The 18,504-nt window shown below is 45.6% G+C and carries 21 protein-coding genes; 15 read left to right on the top strand and 6 right to left on the bottom strand.

Annotated features, from left to right (window positions below):
• Positions 1 to 113 precede the first annotated feature (113 nt).
• The 15 genes from E2L07_RS12540 (at position 114) to E2L07_RS12475 (ending at position 12,520) form a co-directional block, all read left to right on the top strand.
• Positions 114 to 548 carry a hypothetical protein gene (locus E2L07_RS12540; protein ID WP_134229720.1) on the top strand — a complete coding sequence of 145 codons (435 nt, stop codon included), beginning with the start codon at positions 114 to 116 and terminating at the stop codon, positions 546 to 548.
• A gap of 234 nt (positions 549 to 782) precedes the next feature.
• Positions 783 to 1,637 (top strand): stage II sporulation protein SpoIIQ, encoded by an 855-nt coding sequence (locus tag E2L07_RS12535; RefSeq protein WP_134229719.1) that lies wholly within the window; start codon positions 783 to 785, stop codon positions 1,635 to 1,637.
• Positions 1,638 to 1,860: 223 nt separating this feature from the next.
• A complete protein-coding gene (locus E2L07_RS20835; protein WP_010899870.1) occupies positions 1,861 to 2,037 on the top strand; it encodes a hypothetical protein in 177 nt (58 codons plus the stop codon).
• A 205-nt stretch (positions 2,038 to 2,242) separates the two neighbouring features.
• Positions 2,243 to 2,545, top strand: coding sequence for a DUF4212 domain-containing protein (locus tag E2L07_RS12530; protein ID WP_010899869.1), 303 nt, complete (start codon positions 2,243 to 2,245; stop codon positions 2,543 to 2,545).
• 63 nt (positions 2,546 to 2,608) lie between these two features.
• On the top strand, positions 2,609 to 4,273 hold the full coding sequence (locus E2L07_RS12525) for a sodium:solute symporter family protein (protein WP_134229718.1): 1,665 nt from the start codon (positions 2,609 to 2,611) through the stop codon (positions 4,271 to 4,273).
• Positions 4,254 to 6,185 carry a CBS domain-containing protein gene (locus tag E2L07_RS12520; protein WP_134229717.1) on the top strand — a complete coding sequence of 644 codons (1,932 nt, stop codon included), beginning with the start codon at positions 4,254 to 4,256 and terminating at the stop codon, positions 6,183 to 6,185. The genes E2L07_RS12525 and E2L07_RS12520 overlap by 20 nt, the downstream gene beginning before the upstream one ends.
• A 37-nt stretch (positions 6,186 to 6,222) precedes the next feature.
• Positions 6,223 to 6,882: a 3'-5' exonuclease gene (locus E2L07_RS12515; protein ID WP_134229716.1), complete on the top strand. Its 660-nt coding sequence runs from the start codon at positions 6,223 to 6,225 to the stop codon at positions 6,880 to 6,882.
• A 132-nt stretch (positions 6,883 to 7,014) separates the two neighbouring features.
• Entirely contained in the window at positions 7,015 to 7,299 is a 285-nt protein-coding gene (gene spoIIID / locus E2L07_RS12510; protein ID WP_010899865.1) for a sporulation transcriptional regulator SpoIIID, read from the top strand.
• 107 nt (positions 7,300 to 7,406) lie between these two features.
• On the top strand, positions 7,407 to 8,411 hold the full coding sequence (gene mreB, locus E2L07_RS12505) for a rod shape-determining protein (RefSeq protein WP_134229715.1): 1,005 nt from the start codon (positions 7,407 to 7,409) through the stop codon (positions 8,409 to 8,411).
• Between the two features lie 77 nt (positions 8,412 to 8,488).
• Positions 8,489 to 9,313 carry a flagellar hook-basal body protein gene (locus tag E2L07_RS12500; protein WP_010899863.1) on the top strand — a complete coding sequence of 275 codons (825 nt, stop codon included), beginning with the start codon at positions 8,489 to 8,491 and terminating at the stop codon, positions 9,311 to 9,313.
• A gap of 39 nt (positions 9,314 to 9,352) precedes the next feature.
• The gene (locus E2L07_RS12495) at positions 9,353 to 10,195 is read left to right on the top strand and encodes a flagellar hook-basal body protein (RefSeq protein WP_010899862.1); all 843 of its coding nucleotides are present in this window, start codon (positions 9,353 to 9,355) and stop codon (positions 10,193 to 10,195) included.
• Positions 10,196 to 10,342: 147 nt separating this feature from the next.
• On the top strand, positions 10,343 to 10,645 hold the full coding sequence (locus tag E2L07_RS12490; protein WP_010899861.1) for a DNA-directed RNA polymerase subunit beta: 303 nt from the start codon (positions 10,343 to 10,345) through the stop codon (positions 10,643 to 10,645).
• 110 nt (positions 10,646 to 10,755) lie between these two features.
• Positions 10,756 to 11,178 carry a 3-hydroxyacyl-ACP dehydratase FabZ gene (fabZ, locus tag E2L07_RS12485; protein WP_010899860.1) on the top strand — a complete coding sequence of 141 codons (423 nt, stop codon included), beginning with the start codon at positions 10,756 to 10,758 and terminating at the stop codon, positions 11,176 to 11,178.
• Between the two features lie 310 nt (positions 11,179 to 11,488).
• A complete protein-coding gene (locus tag E2L07_RS12480; RefSeq protein ID WP_134229714.1) occupies positions 11,489 to 11,746 on the top strand; it encodes a hypothetical protein in 258 nt (85 codons plus the stop codon).
• Positions 11,747 to 11,917: 171 nt separating this feature from the next.
• Complete coding sequence (locus tag E2L07_RS12475; RefSeq protein WP_053430177.1) at positions 11,918 to 12,520, top strand: TetR/AcrR family transcriptional regulator; 603 nt, start codon at positions 11,918 to 11,920, stop codon at positions 12,518 to 12,520.
• A gap of 312 nt (positions 12,521 to 12,832) precedes the next feature.
• Here E2L07_RS12475 and rbsB read toward each other — a convergent pair whose 3' ends face one another.
• The 6 genes from rbsB to E2L07_RS12445 are packed head-to-tail and all read right to left on the bottom strand — an operon-like array spanning position 12,833 to position 18,483.
• Entirely contained in the window at positions 12,833 to 13,768 is a 936-nt protein-coding gene (rbsB, locus tag E2L07_RS12470) for a ribose ABC transporter substrate-binding protein RbsB (protein ID WP_134229713.1), read from the bottom strand.
• Positions 13,769 to 13,781: 13 nt separating this feature from the next.
• Positions 13,782 to 14,726 carry an ABC transporter permease subunit gene (locus E2L07_RS12465; protein WP_010899856.1) on the bottom strand — a complete coding sequence of 315 codons (945 nt, stop codon included), beginning with the start codon at positions 14,724 to 14,726 and terminating at the stop codon, positions 13,782 to 13,784.
• Entirely contained in the window at positions 14,713 to 16,212 is a 1,500-nt protein-coding gene (locus E2L07_RS12460; protein ID WP_010899855.1) for a sugar ABC transporter ATP-binding protein, read from the bottom strand. The genes E2L07_RS12465 and E2L07_RS12460 overlap by 14 nt, the downstream gene beginning before the upstream one ends.
• Positions 16,213 to 16,225: 13 nt before the next feature.
• On the bottom strand, positions 16,226 to 16,615 hold the full coding sequence (gene rbsD / locus E2L07_RS12455; protein ID WP_053430178.1) for a D-ribose pyranase: 390 nt from the start codon (positions 16,613 to 16,615) through the stop codon (positions 16,226 to 16,228).
• Between the two features lies 1 nt (position 16,616).
• Entirely contained in the window at positions 16,617 to 17,501 is an 885-nt protein-coding gene (rbsK, locus tag E2L07_RS12450) for a ribokinase (RefSeq protein WP_134229712.1), read from the bottom strand.
• A complete protein-coding gene (locus tag E2L07_RS12445; protein ID WP_134229711.1) occupies positions 17,470 to 18,483 on the bottom strand; it encodes a LacI family DNA-binding transcriptional regulator in 1,014 nt (337 codons plus the stop codon). Before E2L07_RS12445 ends, rbsK begins: the two co-directional genes overlap by 32 nt.
• Positions 18,484 to 18,504: the final 21 nt, after the last annotated feature.

The raw sequence follows: 18,504 nt of genomic DNA, 5'->3' as shown, positions 1-18,504 counted from the left end.
TTTTTAATATAATTTCAAAAAAATGTAAACTCACTCTCCACTCTTAGCCTAATTTATTTTTTTCTACGCTAGTTCTTCTGTAAAAATCGCTATCAACCAAGCAGAAATTAATTTTGTCCGGACGCTCAAACACAAAATTTTGGATTATCTTTGCAGTTGCAACTGGCGTCGTCCTCATGCTGGCTCTTGCTTTAAGTCTTGTCCTCTTACTAAAGCATGGTGATCAGGTGGTCATTAATTCAAAGTCATCGAATATTAACGGCCATGTGCAAATCTCAATCGGCACGTTACGGGGTACATTTGAAGTGAATTCAATGTCTGTTCCAGATGGAGAACGTATAAGCCTTCCATATGAGATGGCGGTTGATGAAGGAACACTAACTTTATATGTGGAACGTGCTGGAAATGTCGTTTGGGAAGAGGAGATCGATTCCGAGAAGAGCGGGGCGATCGAGCTAGATCAAGCCGGAACATACACCATTTACATCCATACAGACGAAGGGAAAGGGATCATGCTGGACATGCCCCGACCGCACGTTATTGAGTAGGACTCACGGTTTTTAATCAGAGCATGAATAGAGGGGTATCCCCAGAGGTGGCTAGCGTTCAGGCAGGCTTCTACAGTCAATCATCCATCATCGGTCGGTTGCTTCGGTTCTGTCCCACTTTTTTTAATCACTACATAAAACGGATGCATTTGTCGAAAAATAAATGAAAAAGTTTTTTGACAATATGTATAGTTTTAGCGCAACCTGATCAGAATGGTTGCTGAGGTGATGATAATGAGAGATGAAAACAAACAATCTTCTAAAAAAGAAGAGACATTCAACCTACAACGTTTTCTGAAGAAGCGTTGGGCTTTACCAGCAATCTATCTTGCTGTTGCTGCTTTGTTACTAAGTGCCTTCTTCTTCATGCAAAGTCAAAATGGACAAATTGCTAATCCTGATGATCCAATTGACGTTGAAGAAAATCCAAATGGACCAACAGGCATGCACGGTGAAGACGCAGTTCCGGTTACAACAGACGGTGAAGTAGTAAAGCTTCCAATCAGTGACGAAAATGAAGTTGAAATCGTTGGGACTTTTTACGATGTCAATGGAACAGCCGAAGAACAGCAAGCAGCTCTCGTCTATTACAATAATTACTACTACCAGAATAAAGGCATTGATCTTGCAAAAGACGGGGAAGAAAGCTTTGATGTCACTGCAGCTCTCAGCGGTACAGTCGTAAAAGCTGAACAAGATTCATTGCTCGGCTATGTCGTAGAAGTGGATCATGACAATGGAATTGTGACACATTACCATAGTCTTGGTGAGCTAAATGTAGAGCAAGGGGATACGGTCCGACAAGGCGATATTCTCGGATCTGCTGGACGTAACTTGTATAACGAAAATGCAGGTGTCCATGTTCATTTTGAAATTCGCAAAGACGGAATCGCCATCAATCCAGAAGACGCTTTACAGCAACCTGTTTCGTTCCTTGAGGATTTAGAAGGTGCTTCTGAAGAGGCTACTGAAGGTGAGGATGAGAAAGAGTCAGAGGATGCAAGAGACGGCGAAGGTGAAGGTGAAGACGAGTCAGATCGCGAAGAACAGAATGATGATGTAAAAGAGGATACGAACGAAGACGCGTAATGAATGCGCCTCGTGCGAAGATAATCGCACGAGGCGTTTTTCAATTTGTACTTTGGAAGCCTATATCCTATAGCGAATTTTCCTATTCAGAAGGGAGATATTGTCCTTGACAGCTATCAGAAAATTTGAAATAATGTGGACTATAACAGTGAATATATTTTCAGTTGTGTTACAATACATAGATATTTGATAGCGCTTACAAAATCGAATAGGGGGATCGCCAATGATCTACTTATTTTTATTGCTTATCGTGGCCTCAATATTTGCCTGTATCCGTTATAAACGGCCGCTCTTTTTAACTGTGCCATTCGCAGGCATACTTCTAGTGATGATTGTACAAATTGCCATGGTGCCGATGGGCTTCTTTGAGACGATTCGCTTCATTTTTAGTTTACGGTAATGTTCATCATGTCCTCACAGCTTCTTAATGCTTACAAACCTCAGTTATTCGATAGACATCATCAACTATGACACTTCAAGACTTTATCACAAGAACGCAGCAAAGACATCTTCAAACCAGTTCATTATAAAAGGGAGGGATGCCAATAAGACACCACTGATTTGTGGATCGCTATTCCATCATCTAAAAAAGAGGGGTGAACGTGATGAAAAAAGTGGATAAGTCGATAGCTGATGCTTACTTCCGAGCCCGAACAACCTTAGTTGTTATTTGCTTATTAATCGGTGGGCTCGTTTCCTTTGCGGTTGTAGCTTTTGCTGAAGCCTTTTCAACCTTCACGATTTTAGGAATGCCTGCCCACTATTATATGGGCGCACAAGGCTCGGTCGTTACCTTTGTTGTCCTCTTGTTTGTGAATGCTTATGTGAGCGATAAAATAGACGAAAAATTCGGAATTGACGAGAAGCAAAATGAGGCTGTTAGCTCAGGAAAAGCCTTGGATCACTAACAAGAGCGGGCTGTTTTTATAAAAAGGAGAGAGAAGTGACTTCACACGTTTGGAGGGAATGCAGTGGATCAACAGTCGATTGTCTCGATTTTAATGATTCTTGCAACATTCGGTTTATATATTGGGATTTCAATCTATAATCGGGCTCGTGCCACATCCGATTTCTACGTTGCCAGTCGCGGGGTACCACCATTTTGGAATGGGATGGCCATTGGTGGCGACTGGATGAGTGCAGCCTCCTTTATCGGAATGGCTGGAACCATAATGATTCTCGGTTATGATGGCCTTGCCTACATAATGGGCTGGACTGGGGGCTATCTGTTTTTAACGTTTTTACTTGCACCTCAGCTTCGCAAATATGGTCGTTATACCGTACCAGAATTTATAGGCGACCGTTATGGTAGCAACACAGCACGTCTTATTGCAGCAATTGCGACAATTATTATTAGTTTCACCTATATTATAGGTCAGCTTTCAGGATCAGGAGTTGTTATTGGGAGAATTTTAAACATTCCGGCTATGTATGGAACGATGATTGGGGTTGTCGTCATTGCGATTTATGCCACACTCGGGGGAATGAAAGGGATCACATGGACACAGGTGGCTCAATACATTATTTTAATTGTCGCTTACATTATTCCGATTGTCTTTATGTCGCTTCAACTATCGGGAAACCCTTTTCCGTGGCTCACGTACGGTAATTTCATTTCACAGCTCGATGGGCTTGATCAGGAACTGGGTCTGTCGCAAATTCTTCAGCCATTTATGGAAAGTGACAAATCTCAGTTTATTGCTCTCATGTTTACGTTAATGGTCGGTACGGCTGCCCTTCCTCACGTCATCGTTCGCTTTTACACAGTCGCAACGATGAAGGCGGCCCGTTGGAGCGGGGCTTGGGCGTTGATTTTTATTGCCCTTCTCTATTTATCAGCCCCGGCATACGCAGCGTTTTCTCGGTTTATTTTAATGACACAAGTGGCAAATCAGCCAATCGATCAGCTTCCAGCATGGACGGAGGCTTGGATTAATACAGGGTTACTTGAGATGGCTGACGCCAACGGAGATGGGATTCTGCAATGGGAAGAGCTAAGAATTAGCAATGATATTGTCGTGATGGCAACTCCGGAAATCGCGAACCTTGGCATGTTTGTCATCGGCCTTGTCGCTGCCGGAGCAATGGCGGCCGCTTTGTCGACAGCAGGAGGGCTCTTGATTACGATTTCCTCCTCCTTCGCCCATGACATTTACTACCGTTTAATGAATCCAAAAGCGAGTGATCAGAAGCGCTTATTGGCTGGGCGAATTGCGATCGTCCTAGCAACAATTGTCGCAGGTGTGGTCGCCCTTGATCCTCCAGGAGTTATTACTCAAATTGTGGCTTGGGCCTTTGGTTTAGCCGGAGGGGCATTCTTCCCAGTTCTACTACTCGGTGTTTGGTGGAAGCGTGCGAACGCCAAAGGAGCCATTGCTGGTATGCTTTCGGGCCTTGCGGTAACGCTCGTGTATATTTTCCTTGCGCGCACGGGTACGTTTACTCTCTTTGGCATTCAAGATACTGGAGCAGGTTTAATCGGGGTTCCGGTTAACTTATTCGTAACCATTGTCGTGTCACTCATGACCGCAGCTCCATCACAAAAGCTTCAAGATGAAGTGGTAGACCTCCGTTATCCTGAGCAAATGACGTATAAGGATGGCGAGGTATGGATGGATGAATCTTCCGGAAAATGATTCATTGTTTCAACAAGTTCACAGGCATCCGTTATTCAGTGGAACAACAGATGAAGAATTTGCTGCTCTGATGGATGCTTGTGCGCTTAAAAACTACGAAAAATCAGAAAAAGTCCTTTACTCGAACTCGCCCCGTCATGGACTTCTGCTCATCCTCAAAGGTGTAGCAGAAGTCTTTGTTGCGGGAAGCGACGAACGCCAACAGGAGGTCTTGGAAGTTCTAGAGGTAGGGGACATGATCGGTTTTTCGAGCTTGGCCGACTTTTTAGGTGAACAGCCGGAGCATGCTGTCATCCACAATGTGGAAGTACGAACAGTCGAACCTTCCGTCTGTCTTCACATTCCATATTCCGTTATGGAGAGGCGTTGGCATGAGGATACTGTACAGGATTTTATGCTCAGACAGGCAGCCACTAGGCTTCGCGACATTTATCATTCCTTAGCCGAGCAAGTACAGCTTGCGAATAAATGGGGTGAAAGTGAGCCTTTTATCCGCCGCATTCAAGATGTGATGACAGAACCAGCAGTGACCGTCCAAGAACAAGCTCTTGTCCAAGAGGTGGCTCGAAAGATAATGGACGAAGGAACGAGTTCTGTGATCGTGTTAAATGATGAAAACAAACTATCAGGGATTATTACTGAAAAAGACCTTGTGGGCCGCGTGATTGCCTCTGGACAAAGCAAGACACAAAAAGCATATGAGGTTATGACAAAAAATCCATATACCATTAGTCGTCACGCGTATTATTATGAAGCAATGTCCATGTTTCTCATGAATAAAATTAAACACTTGCCAGTTGAAGAGGCAGGAAGGCCGCTCGGCATGGTGACATTGTCTGATTTATTGCAAAAGAAAAACCGAGGCACTCTTGAAGTGATTCAAACCATTGAAGAATCAACCATTACATCGATCGGAAATGTGAAAGAAGCGCTCCATGACATTCTTTCCACGTTACTGCGGGACGGTGTGCCAACGATCCATATGCTCGAAATGATTACGAAGCTTTATGATCGACTCGTTCAGCATTGTTTGCAGCTGACGATTGATTCGTTTGAGAAGGAAGGCTTAGGAGCTCCTCCAGTTCCGTTTACGTGGTATATGATGGGGAGCAGTGGACGAGGGGAGCAATTTATGCCGACCGACCAAGATCATTTTCTCGTCTATCAAGATACGGAAAAAGAAGAGGGCGCGAAGGTCGCTGATTATTTTAAACGGTTTACTGAGGCTCTCGTTGAAACACTGGAAAAAGCCGGCTACCGGCGGTGTCCTGGGGACATGATGGCAAGCTCCCCGAACTGGTGCGGAAGTCTTTCCATGTGGCGAGATCGTCTCCGTCGTTGGGGGCTCAGGGCAACGAATGATCATATTTTACTAGGTCATAATTTTCTCTCGTTTCGTTATGTCGCTGGCGATGAAGCGTTGCACAACCAATTTCAGCATCTGGTAAAAGACCATTTGGAGCGGTCACGAATTTATTTGTACCGGATGGCAGAGCATGAAAAGGAAATACCGGTCCCTGTACTTGACCATCCGATCCGCGCCTTGTTTCGCGTGAAGCGTGACAAGGTAGACCTGAAAAAACATGCTCTTTTTCCATTCCACCATTGCTTGCAGCTATTAGGGGCACAACAAGGAATTGTTGGCCGTCTTCCCCTCCAGTTCGTGAAAGAATTGTCGAAGGCTGACGTTATTTCCGAGGAAATGAACGAAGAACTATTCGATGCTTATGAAGTCATTTTATCGATACGAGTGAAGCAAGGATTGGAACGTTCTAAAGACAATCGTGAAGGGCCTACGAGCGAAGTGCACGTCCGCCATTTACGTACCCGAGAAAAGGAACAATTAATCCATGCCATAAAGACGATTCGCACGCTTCAGCAGCAAACACTGGCCTCTTTTGGGATGTTCTGAATATGCCATGATCGGTCGGGGAAAGGAGTGAATCCTCTTGTTTTGGAAACGAAAAAAGCTGCCACATGGGTTAGCAGTAGATCCACCGCTTAACACACCAATCTGTCAGTTGGCCTTCACCGTTTTTGATACAGAAACAACGGGCTTTGCTGTCGCAGCAGGGGATCGTTTAATTGAGGTGGCTGCGGTTCATGTCGAAGGGTTAGAGGTAACAGATTTCACGTTTCAGACTTATGTCAACCCGGAGCGCAACATTCCAGCAGAGATTGAAGAATTAACAGGAATTTCTGAAGATAAAGTAAAAAATGCCCCAGCGTCTTTACCTGCGATTGAGTCCTTTTTTCGGTTTGTCGAGCAATCAGGAAGTGCTGCATGGGTTGGACATTATTCTTCTTTTGATGTGACGGTCTTAAAAAAAGAGCTTCAACGCTATCAGTTTTCGTTCAATGTCCCTTTGCTTTTTGATACGTTAGATTTGATTGGTTACATTAGTCCGTCAAAAGATATGCGGGATCTGGAGGTTTACGCTAAGCAATTTGGAACGTATATTTATGAACGGCATCAAGCCCTAGGCGATGCTTTAACAACGGCACACCTTTTTTGTGAGCTCTTACGTCATTTGGAAGCACGAGGGAAAACAACTTTGGCCGATCTCATTGATATTAGCAGTATGACGAACCGAGCGTTATTGTTTTAACGTCCTGCGATTAGCTACGCTTCGCATGCACAGGAGCAAATTAATCTTGTCCCTTGAAAAGATGGTATATATGCCCTCTCTCCCTAATAAACTGTACCAATCACTAACACAGATTTTAGGGAGGCGAGCGGTGTGCACGATTACATCAAAGAGCGGACCATCAAGATAGGCAGGTATATTGTCGAAACGAGAAAAACCGTGCGAACAATCGCAAAGGAATTTGGCGTTTCGAAAAGTACCGTACACAAGGACCTCACTGAACGTTTGCCCGAAATTAATCCAGAGCTAGCAAACGAAGTAAAGGATATCCTTGAGTACCATAAGTCCATTCGCCATCTTCGGGGTGGTGAAGCAACAAAAGTGAAATATAAGAAGGCAAAAGTGTCGGAAGGAGAGGCTGTTAAAACTCGTTTGTAAAATTTCAAAAAAATCAATCCCTGTATGAACAAATTATGTTAAAATGATGAATTAGGTATGAAGAATGATTTAGAACAAAAGGTTTAGTTAATAGGGAGGATCACATCATGTTTGGAAGGGATATAGGGATTGATTTAGGCACCGCAAATGTTTTGATCTACGTAAAGGGGAAAGGCATCGTCTTGAATGAGCCGTCTGTCGTTGCTGTAGAGACATCGACAAACCGCGTATTGGCAGTCGGAGATGAAGCGTTCCGCATGGTCGGACGAACACCAGGAAATATTGTTGCCGTACGTCCTTTGAAGGATGGGGTTATCGCCAACTTTGAACTGACGGAATCTATGCTTAAACACTTTTTGAATAAAATGAAAGTGAAAAGCGCATTCTCTAAACCCCGTATTTTAATTTGCTGCCCGACGAACATTACGTCTGTCGAACAGAAAGCGATACGGCAAGCAGCAGAAAAAAGCGGAGGAAAGGACGTCTATTTGGAGGAAGAACCAAAAGTAGCAGCGATTGGAGCGGGGATGGATATTTTCCAACCAAGCGGGAACATGGTCGTAGACATTGGTGGTGGTACAACCGATGTGGCTGTTTTATCCATGGGAGATATCGTCACCGCCTCCTCCATCAAAGTGGCGGGAGACCGGATGGATTCGGAAATTTTAAATTATGTGAAAAAAGAGTACAAGCTGTTGATCGGGGAACGGACGGCAGAAAACATCAAAAAAGAAGTTGCAACAGTATTTCCTGATGCTCGTTATGAAGAAATTGACATTCGCGGTCGCGATATGGTGAGTGGACTTCCAAGAACGATTACGGTAAACTCAAAGGAGATACAAGAAGCATTAGCGGAAGCAGTGTCATACATAGTTCAGGCTTCAAAGCAAGTGCTCGAGCAAACGCCTCCAGAGCTCTCTGCGGACATTATTGATCGCGGTGTTATCTTAACTGGTGGTGGCGCATTACTCCACGGAATCGATCAACTCTTATCGGAAGAATTAAGAGTTCCTGTCCTTGTGGCAGAAGACCCGATGGATTGTGTAGCGAAAGGGACAGGCATTATTCTTGAAAACTTGGATCGGATGTCAAGTAAGAAAGTTCGTATATAATCATGGCGAAATTTGTCTAGATGGAACGACGATTGTAGATCGCTCAGTTCGTTCCTAATGAATGGGAGGATTGGAACATGCTTCGTGGACTATGGGGTGCAGCTGCCGGAATGATTACGCAGCAACAACGTCAAGAGATGTTAACAAATAATTTAGCCAATGTGAACACACCTGGGTATAAAGCGGATCAGGCAGCGATACGTGCATTTCCGAATATGTTAATTGCCGCAATGAACACGGGGAATGTTCCGAAAGGGGTTGCTCCCGTCATTGGGGAGTTAACGACTGGAGTGTACTTGCAAGAGCGAATGCCCAACTTTCGCCAAGGTGATTTAGTAGAAACGCAAAATAATACGGATGTTGCACTATTGCAAGGGGTTATGCCAACGAACGAAGAAAACGGTCAGCCTTGGGCGCTCTTCTACACTGTGCAGAATGAGAACGGCGAGGTTCGCTACACTCGTAATGGAAACTTCACTGTGGACGGGGACGGCTTTTTAACAACGGGCGATGGCTTTTATGTTCTCGGAACAGATGGAAACCCATTGCAAGTAAACAATGAATGGTTCAATGTAGATGGCGATGGGATGATTACCGATGAGGCAGGTGCCGCCATCGGACAGATTAACGTCGTCGTGGCTGAAGATCCGATGCAACTCGTAAAAGAAGGAAATGGCCTTCTTCGCTTTGAAGGAGACGGAGAGTTGCCAACAGGGGTCGGTAACGCGGCTGTTAATTACCAATTGCAACAAGGCTTTATTGAACGTTCAAATGTAGATGCGGCTCAAACGATGACGGAAATGATGCAAGCCTATCGCACATTCGAAGCAAATCAACAGGTCCTTCGTGCGTACGATGAGAGCCTCGGAAAAGCCGTAAATGAAGTGGGACGTATTGGGTAGAAAAGGCAATTACTTGCTTGAAATAAGGAGTTCACAAACATGAATTTATCGATGATTTCAGCATCTGTCACAATGGGAGAGCTTCAAAAAAAGCTTGATACACTATCACATAATATCGCAAACTCGAATACGACAGGCTATAAACGGCGAGAAGCATCATTTTCTGACTTGTTATTCCAACAGGTGAATACGAATAAAGCAACCCAATATGAAACGGGTCGATTGACCCCAAACGGTATTCGTGTCGGTTCAGGAGCGAAAGTAAGCCAGACAGCTCTACGCATGGAGCAAGGGACACTCACGACAACCGACCGTGCTCTTGACTTTGCCATTGCCAATCCGTCCTCTTTTTTTGAAATTGAGACGGTTGTGGACGGAAATCCCGTTACACGTCTGACTCGAGATGGAGCTTTTTACTTAACGGCTAACCCTAACAATGACAACTTGCTTCAGCTTGTTACGCAAAACGGCGATTATTTGTTAGATAGTGCCGGGAATCGCATTAACATTCCGGCTACATTTGAAGAGATTACGTTAACCGATCAAGGGACGCTCCAAGTGACCATGCCGAATGGTGCGAACGTTCAAGCGGCACAGTTGCAGCTCATTCAAGTGATGAAGCCACAACTTCTTGAGGCTGTCGGCGGAAATATGTTTCAACTTCCTGACTTAGCGGCGTTAGGCTTTGCAGAGAATGAGGTCTACGCAGCGGTCGGTGCAGGTGGCGGTGCAGTGGTGCAGGGCACACTTGAAGGTTCAAACGTTGATATTGGCCGAGAGATGACAGATTTGATTGAGACACAACGGAATTATCAGTTTAATGCCCGCTCTGTGAGCATGGCCGATCAAATGATGGGGCTTGTGAACGGACTACGTCGTTAATCACAGAGCGACTCATCGAAAGCTGTTCCTTCTGGGTCAGCGGGTAGGATTAGGCACAACATGTTTAAGAGCTGGACAGCGCTTGTCACCTAAAAAATAGGTGCCTTGCGCTTTTGTCTTTTCTAATAATTAAGGGAGATTCACGTCATGATTGATCAAACTGAAACGAAAGCCGCGCCAACTAAAAATGGGAAAAAAGCGAGTCGGATTGAAAAGCGTAAGGCCAAACGGCAAGAGAAAACATCAAAACGAAAAGTCGGGAACCGCAAAGCTCGCATTCGTGCATTTCCGATTTGGCTCCGCCTGATTGTCGTTCTATTCCTCATCGCCGCAAGTGCAGTTCTCGGTCTAATATTTGGGTACGGAGTCATAGGTGGAGGCGCCCCATTAGATGCACTGAGTCCTGATACATGGCGTCATATTCTTGATATTATTGAGGGAGTAGAATAAACTCCCTTTTTCGTTTGCCCGTATACACGGTAACGACACGTCGCAAGTAGGACTTGATAACGTGGTCGTGGTATAATAACGAAATAAATCGATTCGAAAGGTGGTTCTCTATGCTTACCATTGAAGACATTAAAAAAATTATTCCACATCGCTACCCGTTTTTACTCATTGACCGTTTAGAGGAATTAGAAGACGGAAAGCGAGCGGTAGGGATTAAAAATGTAACGGTAAACGAAGACTTTTTTAACGGTCATTTTCCAGATTATCCTGTGATGCCTGGGGTTTTAATTGTGGAAGCGTTGGCACAAGTAGGAGCATGCGCGATCTTAAACGTAGAAGAAAATAAAGGCAAGCTTGCCTTTTTTGCCGGAATCGATAATTGCCGCTTCAAGGAACAAGTGAAGCCAGGTGATCAGCTTCGTTTGGAAGTGGAGATTGTACGTATGAAAGGTCCGGTCGGTAAAGGACGTGGCGTTGCGTCTGTAAATGGGAAAACAGTGGCGGAAACGGATTTAATGTTCGCCATTAAATAATCCCCTTCTGGTCTTTTATTTTAGTGAAATTGAGACATTATGGCCACGCTCAATGAGGTTAGGGCACTTCGTCGCCATACATATCAATAACATGCTAAAAACACGGCAACCCTTGTGATAACAAGGACTAGCTGTGTTTTTTTGAGTACGGATTTATGGGAAACTGTGAGAGACAGTGAAAAGTTAGGAAGAGAATTCCGAAAAACCACGCATTTCATAGACGTAGACGAATATCCTTGCTAAGATACACACAGACTAACAGCAAAGCAACATCAAGTTAGTCAATTACTGTATCAGGGGGTTTTTTAAAATGAAAAAGAAAGTATTGATGACTACTGCTTCTGCAGTATTAGCATTAGGCGTACTTGCTGCGTGTGGAGAACCAGTTGAAGAAGGCGATATGCAAGAAGATCCAGCAGGTGTAGAAGATCCAGCAGGTGTAGAGGATCCAGCAGCCGATCTTGAAGAAGATCCAGCAGCTGACCTTGAAGAAGAACCAGCAGATGATCTTGACGAAGAGCTTGAGCTTGAAGAAGAAGCTGACGAAGACGAAGAAGCTGGCCAATAATTAAAAAAACGCAGCACCTAACATGCACCTTTTTGGAAAGGGAGATGGACCGTTAAATCGGACTGTCTCCTTTTTCTTATGTTAAAAATATGCTATCTTCTTAGGAGAGCCTTGAAACGAAATAGAATGTAGCATATTAGTAACCAATGGTTATAAGAAAGGGAGAAAGAGATGAGTACAAAGGATGGGCAAGCCAAAGAAAGGATCTTAAAAGCAGCAGAAGAACTATTTCAAGTGAAGGGGTACCATCAAGTAACTGTTCGTGAAATTGCTCGTAAAGCTGGGTGTTCCCATACGAGCATTTATGTTTATTATGGAGAGAAGCGTAAACTGCTTGAGTTGTTGGCAAAAAAGCCGCTCAACGAGTTACGAGAGGATGTGAGGCAAATTCTCACCAAGTCATCGGTGACACCATCGGATCGGCTTGTTGGCCTTGCCAAACGGTTTGTTCATTTCGGTTTGGTTCACCGCAATTTATATGAAGCCTTTCTTCATGCAGAAGCGACACGTGTTGATATTCCGACAACACTTTGGGAGCTTAACGACATTCGCATGCAGTTGTTTGACATGCTAAAGAAGGCGGTTGCATTAAATCATCAACCATGGAATGAGGAGCGGGTCGTTTCACTAAGCAGGATGCTGTACTACGCATTACACGGGATGATCATGACGTATAAAGATTCAGATGAATCGATTCGTTCGATCGAAAGGCGAGTTCTGCCGATTGTCGAGCAGACCGTCCATGTTTTCTTGAAAGGGGCAATACAGTCATGACAAGTCATTCATCGTCTCCGCGCATTAAATATAGAGGAAAAATCTTCTACTCCACTTGATGAGCAGGGGGAGCGACAGGCGGCGACTCCTGCGTGAAAAGCAAAAGCGGAAGATCGTCGAGAGTGGGGGGGCCTCGAGGAAGCTGGAGCGTTGCCTGCCGCAAAGAAAACACGACGAATGCAAACAAAGGGTGCGTGAGTCGATGTTGCACTTGTGCCTGTGGTGTGAACTTTAGCCAAGTTGCGATTTCTAAAACGAATCAGAAAAGCTGCCTCAAAAGATAGACTTTTGAGACAGCCACGATTTTTCTTTTTATTCGTTTGTTACAAGCTCAAGATCAACGGGGATAAACTCTTCAACATCGTCTCCGCTAAGAACAGAGAATGCTGTTGCAACCGCAGTCTCACCAATAAGCGTTGGTTGTTGAGCGACCGTACCCGCTAAACGACCAGCTTCCACAGCAGCTACTGCGTCGTCTGTTGCATCAAAGCCGACAATGACAATGTCATCACGACCAGCAGCATCGATCGCTTCAAGGGCACCTAGTGCCATTTCGTCATTGTGAGCAAATACACCTGTAATCTCAGGGTTGCTTTGCAAAATGTTTTCCATGACGGTTAGTCCTTCGGCACGGTTAAAGTTGGCTGTTTGTTTTGCTGCCACTTCAAGGCTACCTTCTGCAACGTTGTGGAAGCCTTCTCCGCGCTCACGAGCAGCAGAGGAGCCAGGAATTCCTTCAAGCTCAGCTACTTCGGCACCTTCGCCTACAAGCTCTTTTAGAAGCTCTCCAGCCATTTCACCACCAGCGACGTTGTCAGAGGCAATATGGGATGCGACTTCTCCGCCTTCTGCGCCACGGTCAACGGTAATAACAGGAATTCCCGCCGCATTCGCAGCCGCGATGGCAGACGTAACGGAAGTAGAATCGGTAGGGTTGATTAAAATTAGGTCAACCCCGCGTTGGATTAAGTCTTCCACGTCACTAATTTGCTTTGCATCGTCATCTTGTGCATCAACTGTAATTAGATCAACTCCAAGTTCCTCAGCTTTCGCTTCTGCTCCCTCTTGAAGGGTTACGAAGAATGGATTATTAAGTGTAGAGATGGAAAGACCAACCGTGAAGTCGCCGTCCCCTCCTTCACTTGTACCTCCTTCAGCATTTCCTTCATCCACTGGGGACTCGGTCGAGCACGCGACCATGAATGCCGCAAGTGCTACTAGCATCATCCAAAGTAATCCTTTTTTCATTTCAACCTCTCCTTTACGCTGATTTTCTACGATCCAATAAGACCGCGAGTAAAATGACACTCCCTTTGACAACTTGCTGGAAAAATGAGCTTACGCCCAACAAGTTCAGTCCATTGTTTAGGACTCCTATGATCAAGGCACCGATTAAGGTACCGACGATCCAACCTCGGCCTCCCGTTAAGCTCGTCCCACCAAGGACAACGGCAGCAATCGCATCAAGCTCATACATGCTTCCAGCAGTAGGCTGAGCCGAATATAAACGGGAGGTTAAAATCATACCGGCAAGGGCCGATAAAAAACCGGTTAATGAGTAGACATAAATTTTGATTCGGTCTACTTTAATCCCTGATAAGATCGCCGCTTCTTGGTTACCACCAACAGCATACACGCGACGACCGAACGTCGTTTTCTTTAAAATGAGGTAAAGAATGATGAAGCTAATGATCATTGTCACGGCAGGAACCGGAATTCCGAAGAAATATCCTCTGCCGAGCATTTCAAACATCGTCGACGACTCAAATCCTGAAATCGGACGACCATCGGTAAACACGAGTGTGAGTCCTCGATAAATCGTCATCGTCGCCAATGTGGCAATAAAAGGGGCTACCTTCCCTTTGGAAATCACCAATCCGTTAATCGCACCAAAGAGAGTACCGGCCAATAGACCGATCAGAACGGCTAAGATCGGATCGACGCTGTTGACCATTAACCATGCTGTGACAGCACTGGACAGAGCGAGAATGGCCCCAACGGATAAATCAATCCCGCCTGTTAAAATAACAAAGGTCATCCCGAAGGCAATTAAGGCGTTGATCGACACTTGCCGTAAGACGTTCATAATATTTGATAATGAGAGGAAATCAGGGTTTAAGAAACTAATGATCAAAACGATAAAAAACAATCCTATAAACGGTCCAATAGTAGTAAGCAGCGACTTTATTTGTTTATTGTCGGACATGTTTATCCCCTCCTGTGGCGTAATGCATGATCGTCTCCTCTGAGAGCTCGTCCCGCTCAAGGATGTGCATCAGCTTTCCTTCAAACATGACAGCCACTCGTGTACTTAGGCCAATGACTTCTGGCAATTCGGAAGAGACCATGATAATGGCCACTCCTTGCTTAGCGAGTTCATTCATAATCGTGTAAATTTCTTTTTTCGCACCAACATCCACTCCGCGAGTAGGCTCATCCAAAATTAAAATTTTCGGCTCGATCCCAAGCCACTTGGCAATGACGATCTTTTGCTGATTGCCACCACTTAGTGACTTTGCTTGTTGCGAAGGGCCAGACGCCTTCACGTGGAGCTTTTTCGCGAGCTCTTCGTAGAGTGAACGTTCCTTTTCACTGGAGATCCAGCTTGAGGTCGAAATGCGTGATAGATTCGTTAAGCTAATGTTGTCTCGAATGGAAAAATCAACGATTAACCCTTTTGACTTGCGATCTTCCGAAACAAAGCCGATGCCTTGGGCGATCGCTTGATCCGGTCCTTTAATCGCAGCTTGCTTTCCATCAATCCACACTTCCCCGCTGTCAGCCTTCCGATAGCCGAAAATCGTTTCCACAAGCTCGGAGCGTCCAGCCCCCATGAGCCCGGAAATGCCGAGAATTTCACCGGCTCTGACGGAAAGGGAAACGTTTTCAAATTCGCCAGCACGAGTCAAATGTTTAATTTCGAGCTTGACGTCACCTGGCGTGAGTGTATGTTCAGGGAAACGGTTACCTAATGCGCGGCCGACCATCATTTTCACGATTTCATCGAAGCTCGTCTCGGCAATGACTTTTGTCCCAACATATTCACCATCACGAAGCACCGTAATCCGTTGACAGAGGGAGAAGATTTCCTCCATCCGGTGGGAAATGTAGACGAACGTTACACCTTTTTTTTGCAACTCGCGAACGGTGGCAAAAAGGGTGTCAATTTCCCGATCGGTAAGCGCCGCAGTCGGTTCATCCATGATAATAATATCGGCATTCGTCATCAATGCTTTTGCAATTTCAATGAGTTGTTGCTTTCCGACCGACAGATTCCCTGCGCGCTCAGTGCCTTTCACCTTTAATCCGAGCTCAGCCAATTTCTCTTCTGCGAGCCGATTCATTTCTTTCGACTTAATCCAGCCCGTTTTTCCGTAGGTACGTTCTTTGCCGACAAACAGATTTTCAGCAACCGTTAGCTCGGGAAGAATGTTTAGCTCTTGGTGGATAACCGCAAGCCCGTCCGCTTCCGCTTCTTTCGGGTGCTTGTAATGGACCTCACGTCCTTTAATTTTTACCGTTCCGCTGTCTCGTTCATAAATGCCGGTTAAGATCTTCATTAACGTGGACTTTCCAGCGCCATTTTCACCCATAAGGGCGTGGATTTCCCCTTTTTCTAGGGTGAATGAGACATCCTTTAACACTGGGTTGCCACTAAATGATTTATGGATGCCAGTCATTTCAACGATCAAAGGTGTCACCCCCTTAAAAAATCACGCCAGATCGTAGGATCACATTCGCATACGGTGTAACCTCTCCTGTGCGGATCACCGCTTTCGCCTTGCATGTCGTACCTTTAAACTGTTCATGAGGTAGGTAATGGATCGGAATGTTCGTTCCGGTTAAGGCGCGATGTACGGCGGGGTTTTGCTCCTTTACTTCTTCTGCCGCAATCAACCCTTCCACTTCCATATCGGCTAAAATCTCTGCAAGCACTTCCACAAAGCTCGGAACACCTTGCTTTAACGAAACGTCAATACATTCCACATCCTCGGGAATCGGTAAGCCGCAGTCGGCGATAACAATTTGATCTGTATGTCCTAACGAAGCTAGAACCCTAGCAATATCTCGATTTAAAACACCATGCTTTTTCATATTATCCTCCTTGCTGTTGCAAAAACGATTGGACTTGCGCCTTTGTTGGCATGCCGCCTTGTGCACCGAACGACTGCACGGACAGTGCCGCCGCTGCATTGGCGAATCGAACAGCTTCTTTTACCGTGCCCCCACCTAGCGCAACGGCGAAGGCGCCATTAAATGTATCTCCCGCACCTGTCGTATCGACAGGTTCTACGCGAAAGCTCTCCACCTGAACCTGTTCATCGTTTTCATAAAACTGAACGCCATCTGCCCCTTTGGTCATGATCAATTTTTGACGAAGGTTAGCGTCTGGCTCATCGCCAAACAGCTGCAAGCACTCATTTTCATTCGGCGTTATATACGTTGCATCCGTCCAAGTCGCATCCGGTAGCTTCTGAGCGGGCGCTGGATTAAGAACCGTCGTCACGTGATGTTTCGCACAAAATTCAAGCACATAGGCGACGGTCTCGAGTGGTATTTCAAGCTGCAAAAGAACGACATCACTAGCGGCTAACTCCTGCTCAAAGGCTGCCACATAATCCGGGGTGACATGCTCGTTTGCCCCTTTTGTGACAATGATTCGGTTATCCCGGTCCGATAATAGGATGGTGGCAACACCAGAGGTGCAATCTGTAACCGGTTTCACACTGTCGGTGATAATCCCTTCCTTGGCCAAGTTCTCTGTGAGGACATGGCCAAACGGATCGTCCCCCACACGCCCGATCATACGCACATTGGCGCCAAGTCGTGCGGCTGCTACCGCCTGGTTGGCCCCCTTTCCGCCTGGAACGGTGCGGAAATCTTTACCGAGGACCGTTTCTCCTTGAACCGGTACAACATCCGTTATGGTGACCATATCCATATTGATGCTACCGACAACGGTAATGTTCGGCGTTTTCACTATTTTCGCCCCCTTTTGTCGTTTCGCGGACGACTAATTTTGTTGGAATTTCGTATCGATACGTATCAAGTGGTTTCTTTTCGATTTGTTTAATGAGCAAACGCGTCGAGACAGCGCCTAGATCATAAATCGGCTGTTCAACCGTTGTTAATGATGGCACGAGCATGTTCCCTAACGGAATGCCGTCAAAGCCAACAATTTGTAAATCATCAGGAATTCGCTTGCCCATCATATGAGCAGCCTTCATAGCGCCTGCAGCCACAACGTCACTACTAGCAAAAATACCATCAATGGTCGGGTGTGTTTCAAGCAGAGCCTTCGTTACCTTCTGAGCTTCATCGATATGAAAGTCAGCGCTTATGACAATATTGGCTACTTCTTGTTCCTCAACGACTTCTTTAAAGCCTTCATAGCGATCCTCCGCAGGAGTAACCCCTTTTGGCCCGCGAATATGAGCGATAAATTGGCAGCCTTGTTCAAGTAAATGTTCTGTCGCCAATCTCGCGCCCGCCTTATTTTGCGATGCGACGAGGGGGATGTTTTCGTTTACATACCGGTCAAGGGCGACCATTGGGATGTTGAGCTGTTCATATTCCTTATACGGGAGAAAGCTCGTCGTCAAAATGACCCCATCCACATATTTTTGCTTGAGGGCTTGCAAGTACTTGCGCTCTTTTTCGATTTCTTCATCTGTATTGCAAAGAACGACCGTATAGCCATAAGTCGAGGCTACATCCTCCACTGCACGAGCTAGCTCAGGGAAAAACGGGTTGGAAATGTCCGGAATCAGCAGTCCGATCATTCCAGACGTCTTATGGTAGAGCGACCGTGCAACGGAACTCGGTTGATAGTTCAATTCTTTTATCGCCTGTAAAACGGCTTCTTCTGCTTCCTTGCTCACATAGCCTTTTTTATTAAGGACTCTGGAAACAGTGGCGACTGAAACCTTTGCATGCTTTGCTACATCTCGTATGGTTGTCATGTTCATCCCGCCTATATGTGT

It is taken from the genome of Halalkalibacterium halodurans, assembly GCF_004376175.1.
Lineage (GTDB): Bacteria > Bacillota > Bacilli > Bacillales > Bacillaceae_D > Halalkalibacterium > Halalkalibacterium halodurans.
Note: the sequence above shows the minus strand (reverse complement) of the source record. Positions and strands in the feature narration are given on the sequence as shown.

What these genes read in the sequence shown, in the direction of transcription:
- E2L07_RS12535 (WP_134229719.1), top strand. Translation starts at nt 783, where the DNA reads ATGAGAGATGAAAACAAACAATCTTCTAAAAAAGAAGAGACATTCAAC.
- E2L07_RS20835 (WP_010899870.1), top strand. Translation starts at nt 1,861, where the DNA reads ATGATCTACTTATTTTTATTGCTTATCGTGGCCTCAATATTTGCCTGT.
- E2L07_RS12530 (WP_010899869.1), top strand. Translation starts at nt 2,243, where the DNA reads ATGAAAAAAGTGGATAAGTCGATAGCTGATGCTTACTTCCGAGCCCGA.
- E2L07_RS12520 (WP_134229717.1), top strand. Translation starts at nt 4,254, where the DNA reads ATGAATCTTCCGGAAAATGATTCATTGTTTCAACAAGTTCACAGGCAT.
- mreB (WP_134229715.1), top strand. Translation starts at nt 7,407, where the DNA reads ATGTTTGGAAGGGATATAGGGATTGATTTAGGCACCGCAAATGTTTTG.
- E2L07_RS12500 (WP_010899863.1), top strand. Translation starts at nt 8,489, where the DNA reads ATGCTTCGTGGACTATGGGGTGCAGCTGCCGGAATGATTACGCAGCAA.
- E2L07_RS12495 (WP_010899862.1), top strand. Translation starts at nt 9,353, where the DNA reads ATGAATTTATCGATGATTTCAGCATCTGTCACAATGGGAGAGCTTCAA.
- E2L07_RS12490 (WP_010899861.1), top strand. Translation starts at nt 10,343, where the DNA reads ATGATTGATCAAACTGAAACGAAAGCCGCGCCAACTAAAAATGGGAAA.
- fabZ (WP_010899860.1), top strand. Translation starts at nt 10,756, where the DNA reads ATGCTTACCATTGAAGACATTAAAAAAATTATTCCACATCGCTACCCG.
- E2L07_RS12480 (WP_134229714.1), top strand. Translation starts at nt 11,489, where the DNA reads ATGAAAAAGAAAGTATTGATGACTACTGCTTCTGCAGTATTAGCATTA.
- E2L07_RS12475 (WP_053430177.1), top strand. Translation starts at nt 11,918, where the DNA reads ATGAGTACAAAGGATGGGCAAGCCAAAGAAAGGATCTTAAAAGCAGCA.
- rbsB (WP_134229713.1), bottom strand. Translation starts at nt 13,768, where the DNA reads ATGAAAAAAGGATTACTTTGGATGATGCTAGTAGCACTTGCGGCATTC.
- E2L07_RS12465 (WP_010899856.1), bottom strand. Translation starts at nt 14,726, where the DNA reads ATGTCCGACAATAAACAAATAAAGTCGCTGCTTACTACTATTGGACCG.
- rbsD (WP_053430178.1), bottom strand. Translation starts at nt 16,615, where the DNA reads ATGAAAAAGCATGGTGTTTTAAATCGAGATATTGCTAGGGTTCTAGCT.
- E2L07_RS12445 (WP_134229711.1), bottom strand. Translation starts at nt 18,483, where the DNA reads ATGACAACCATACGAGATGTAGCAAAGCATGCAAAGGTTTCAGTCGCC.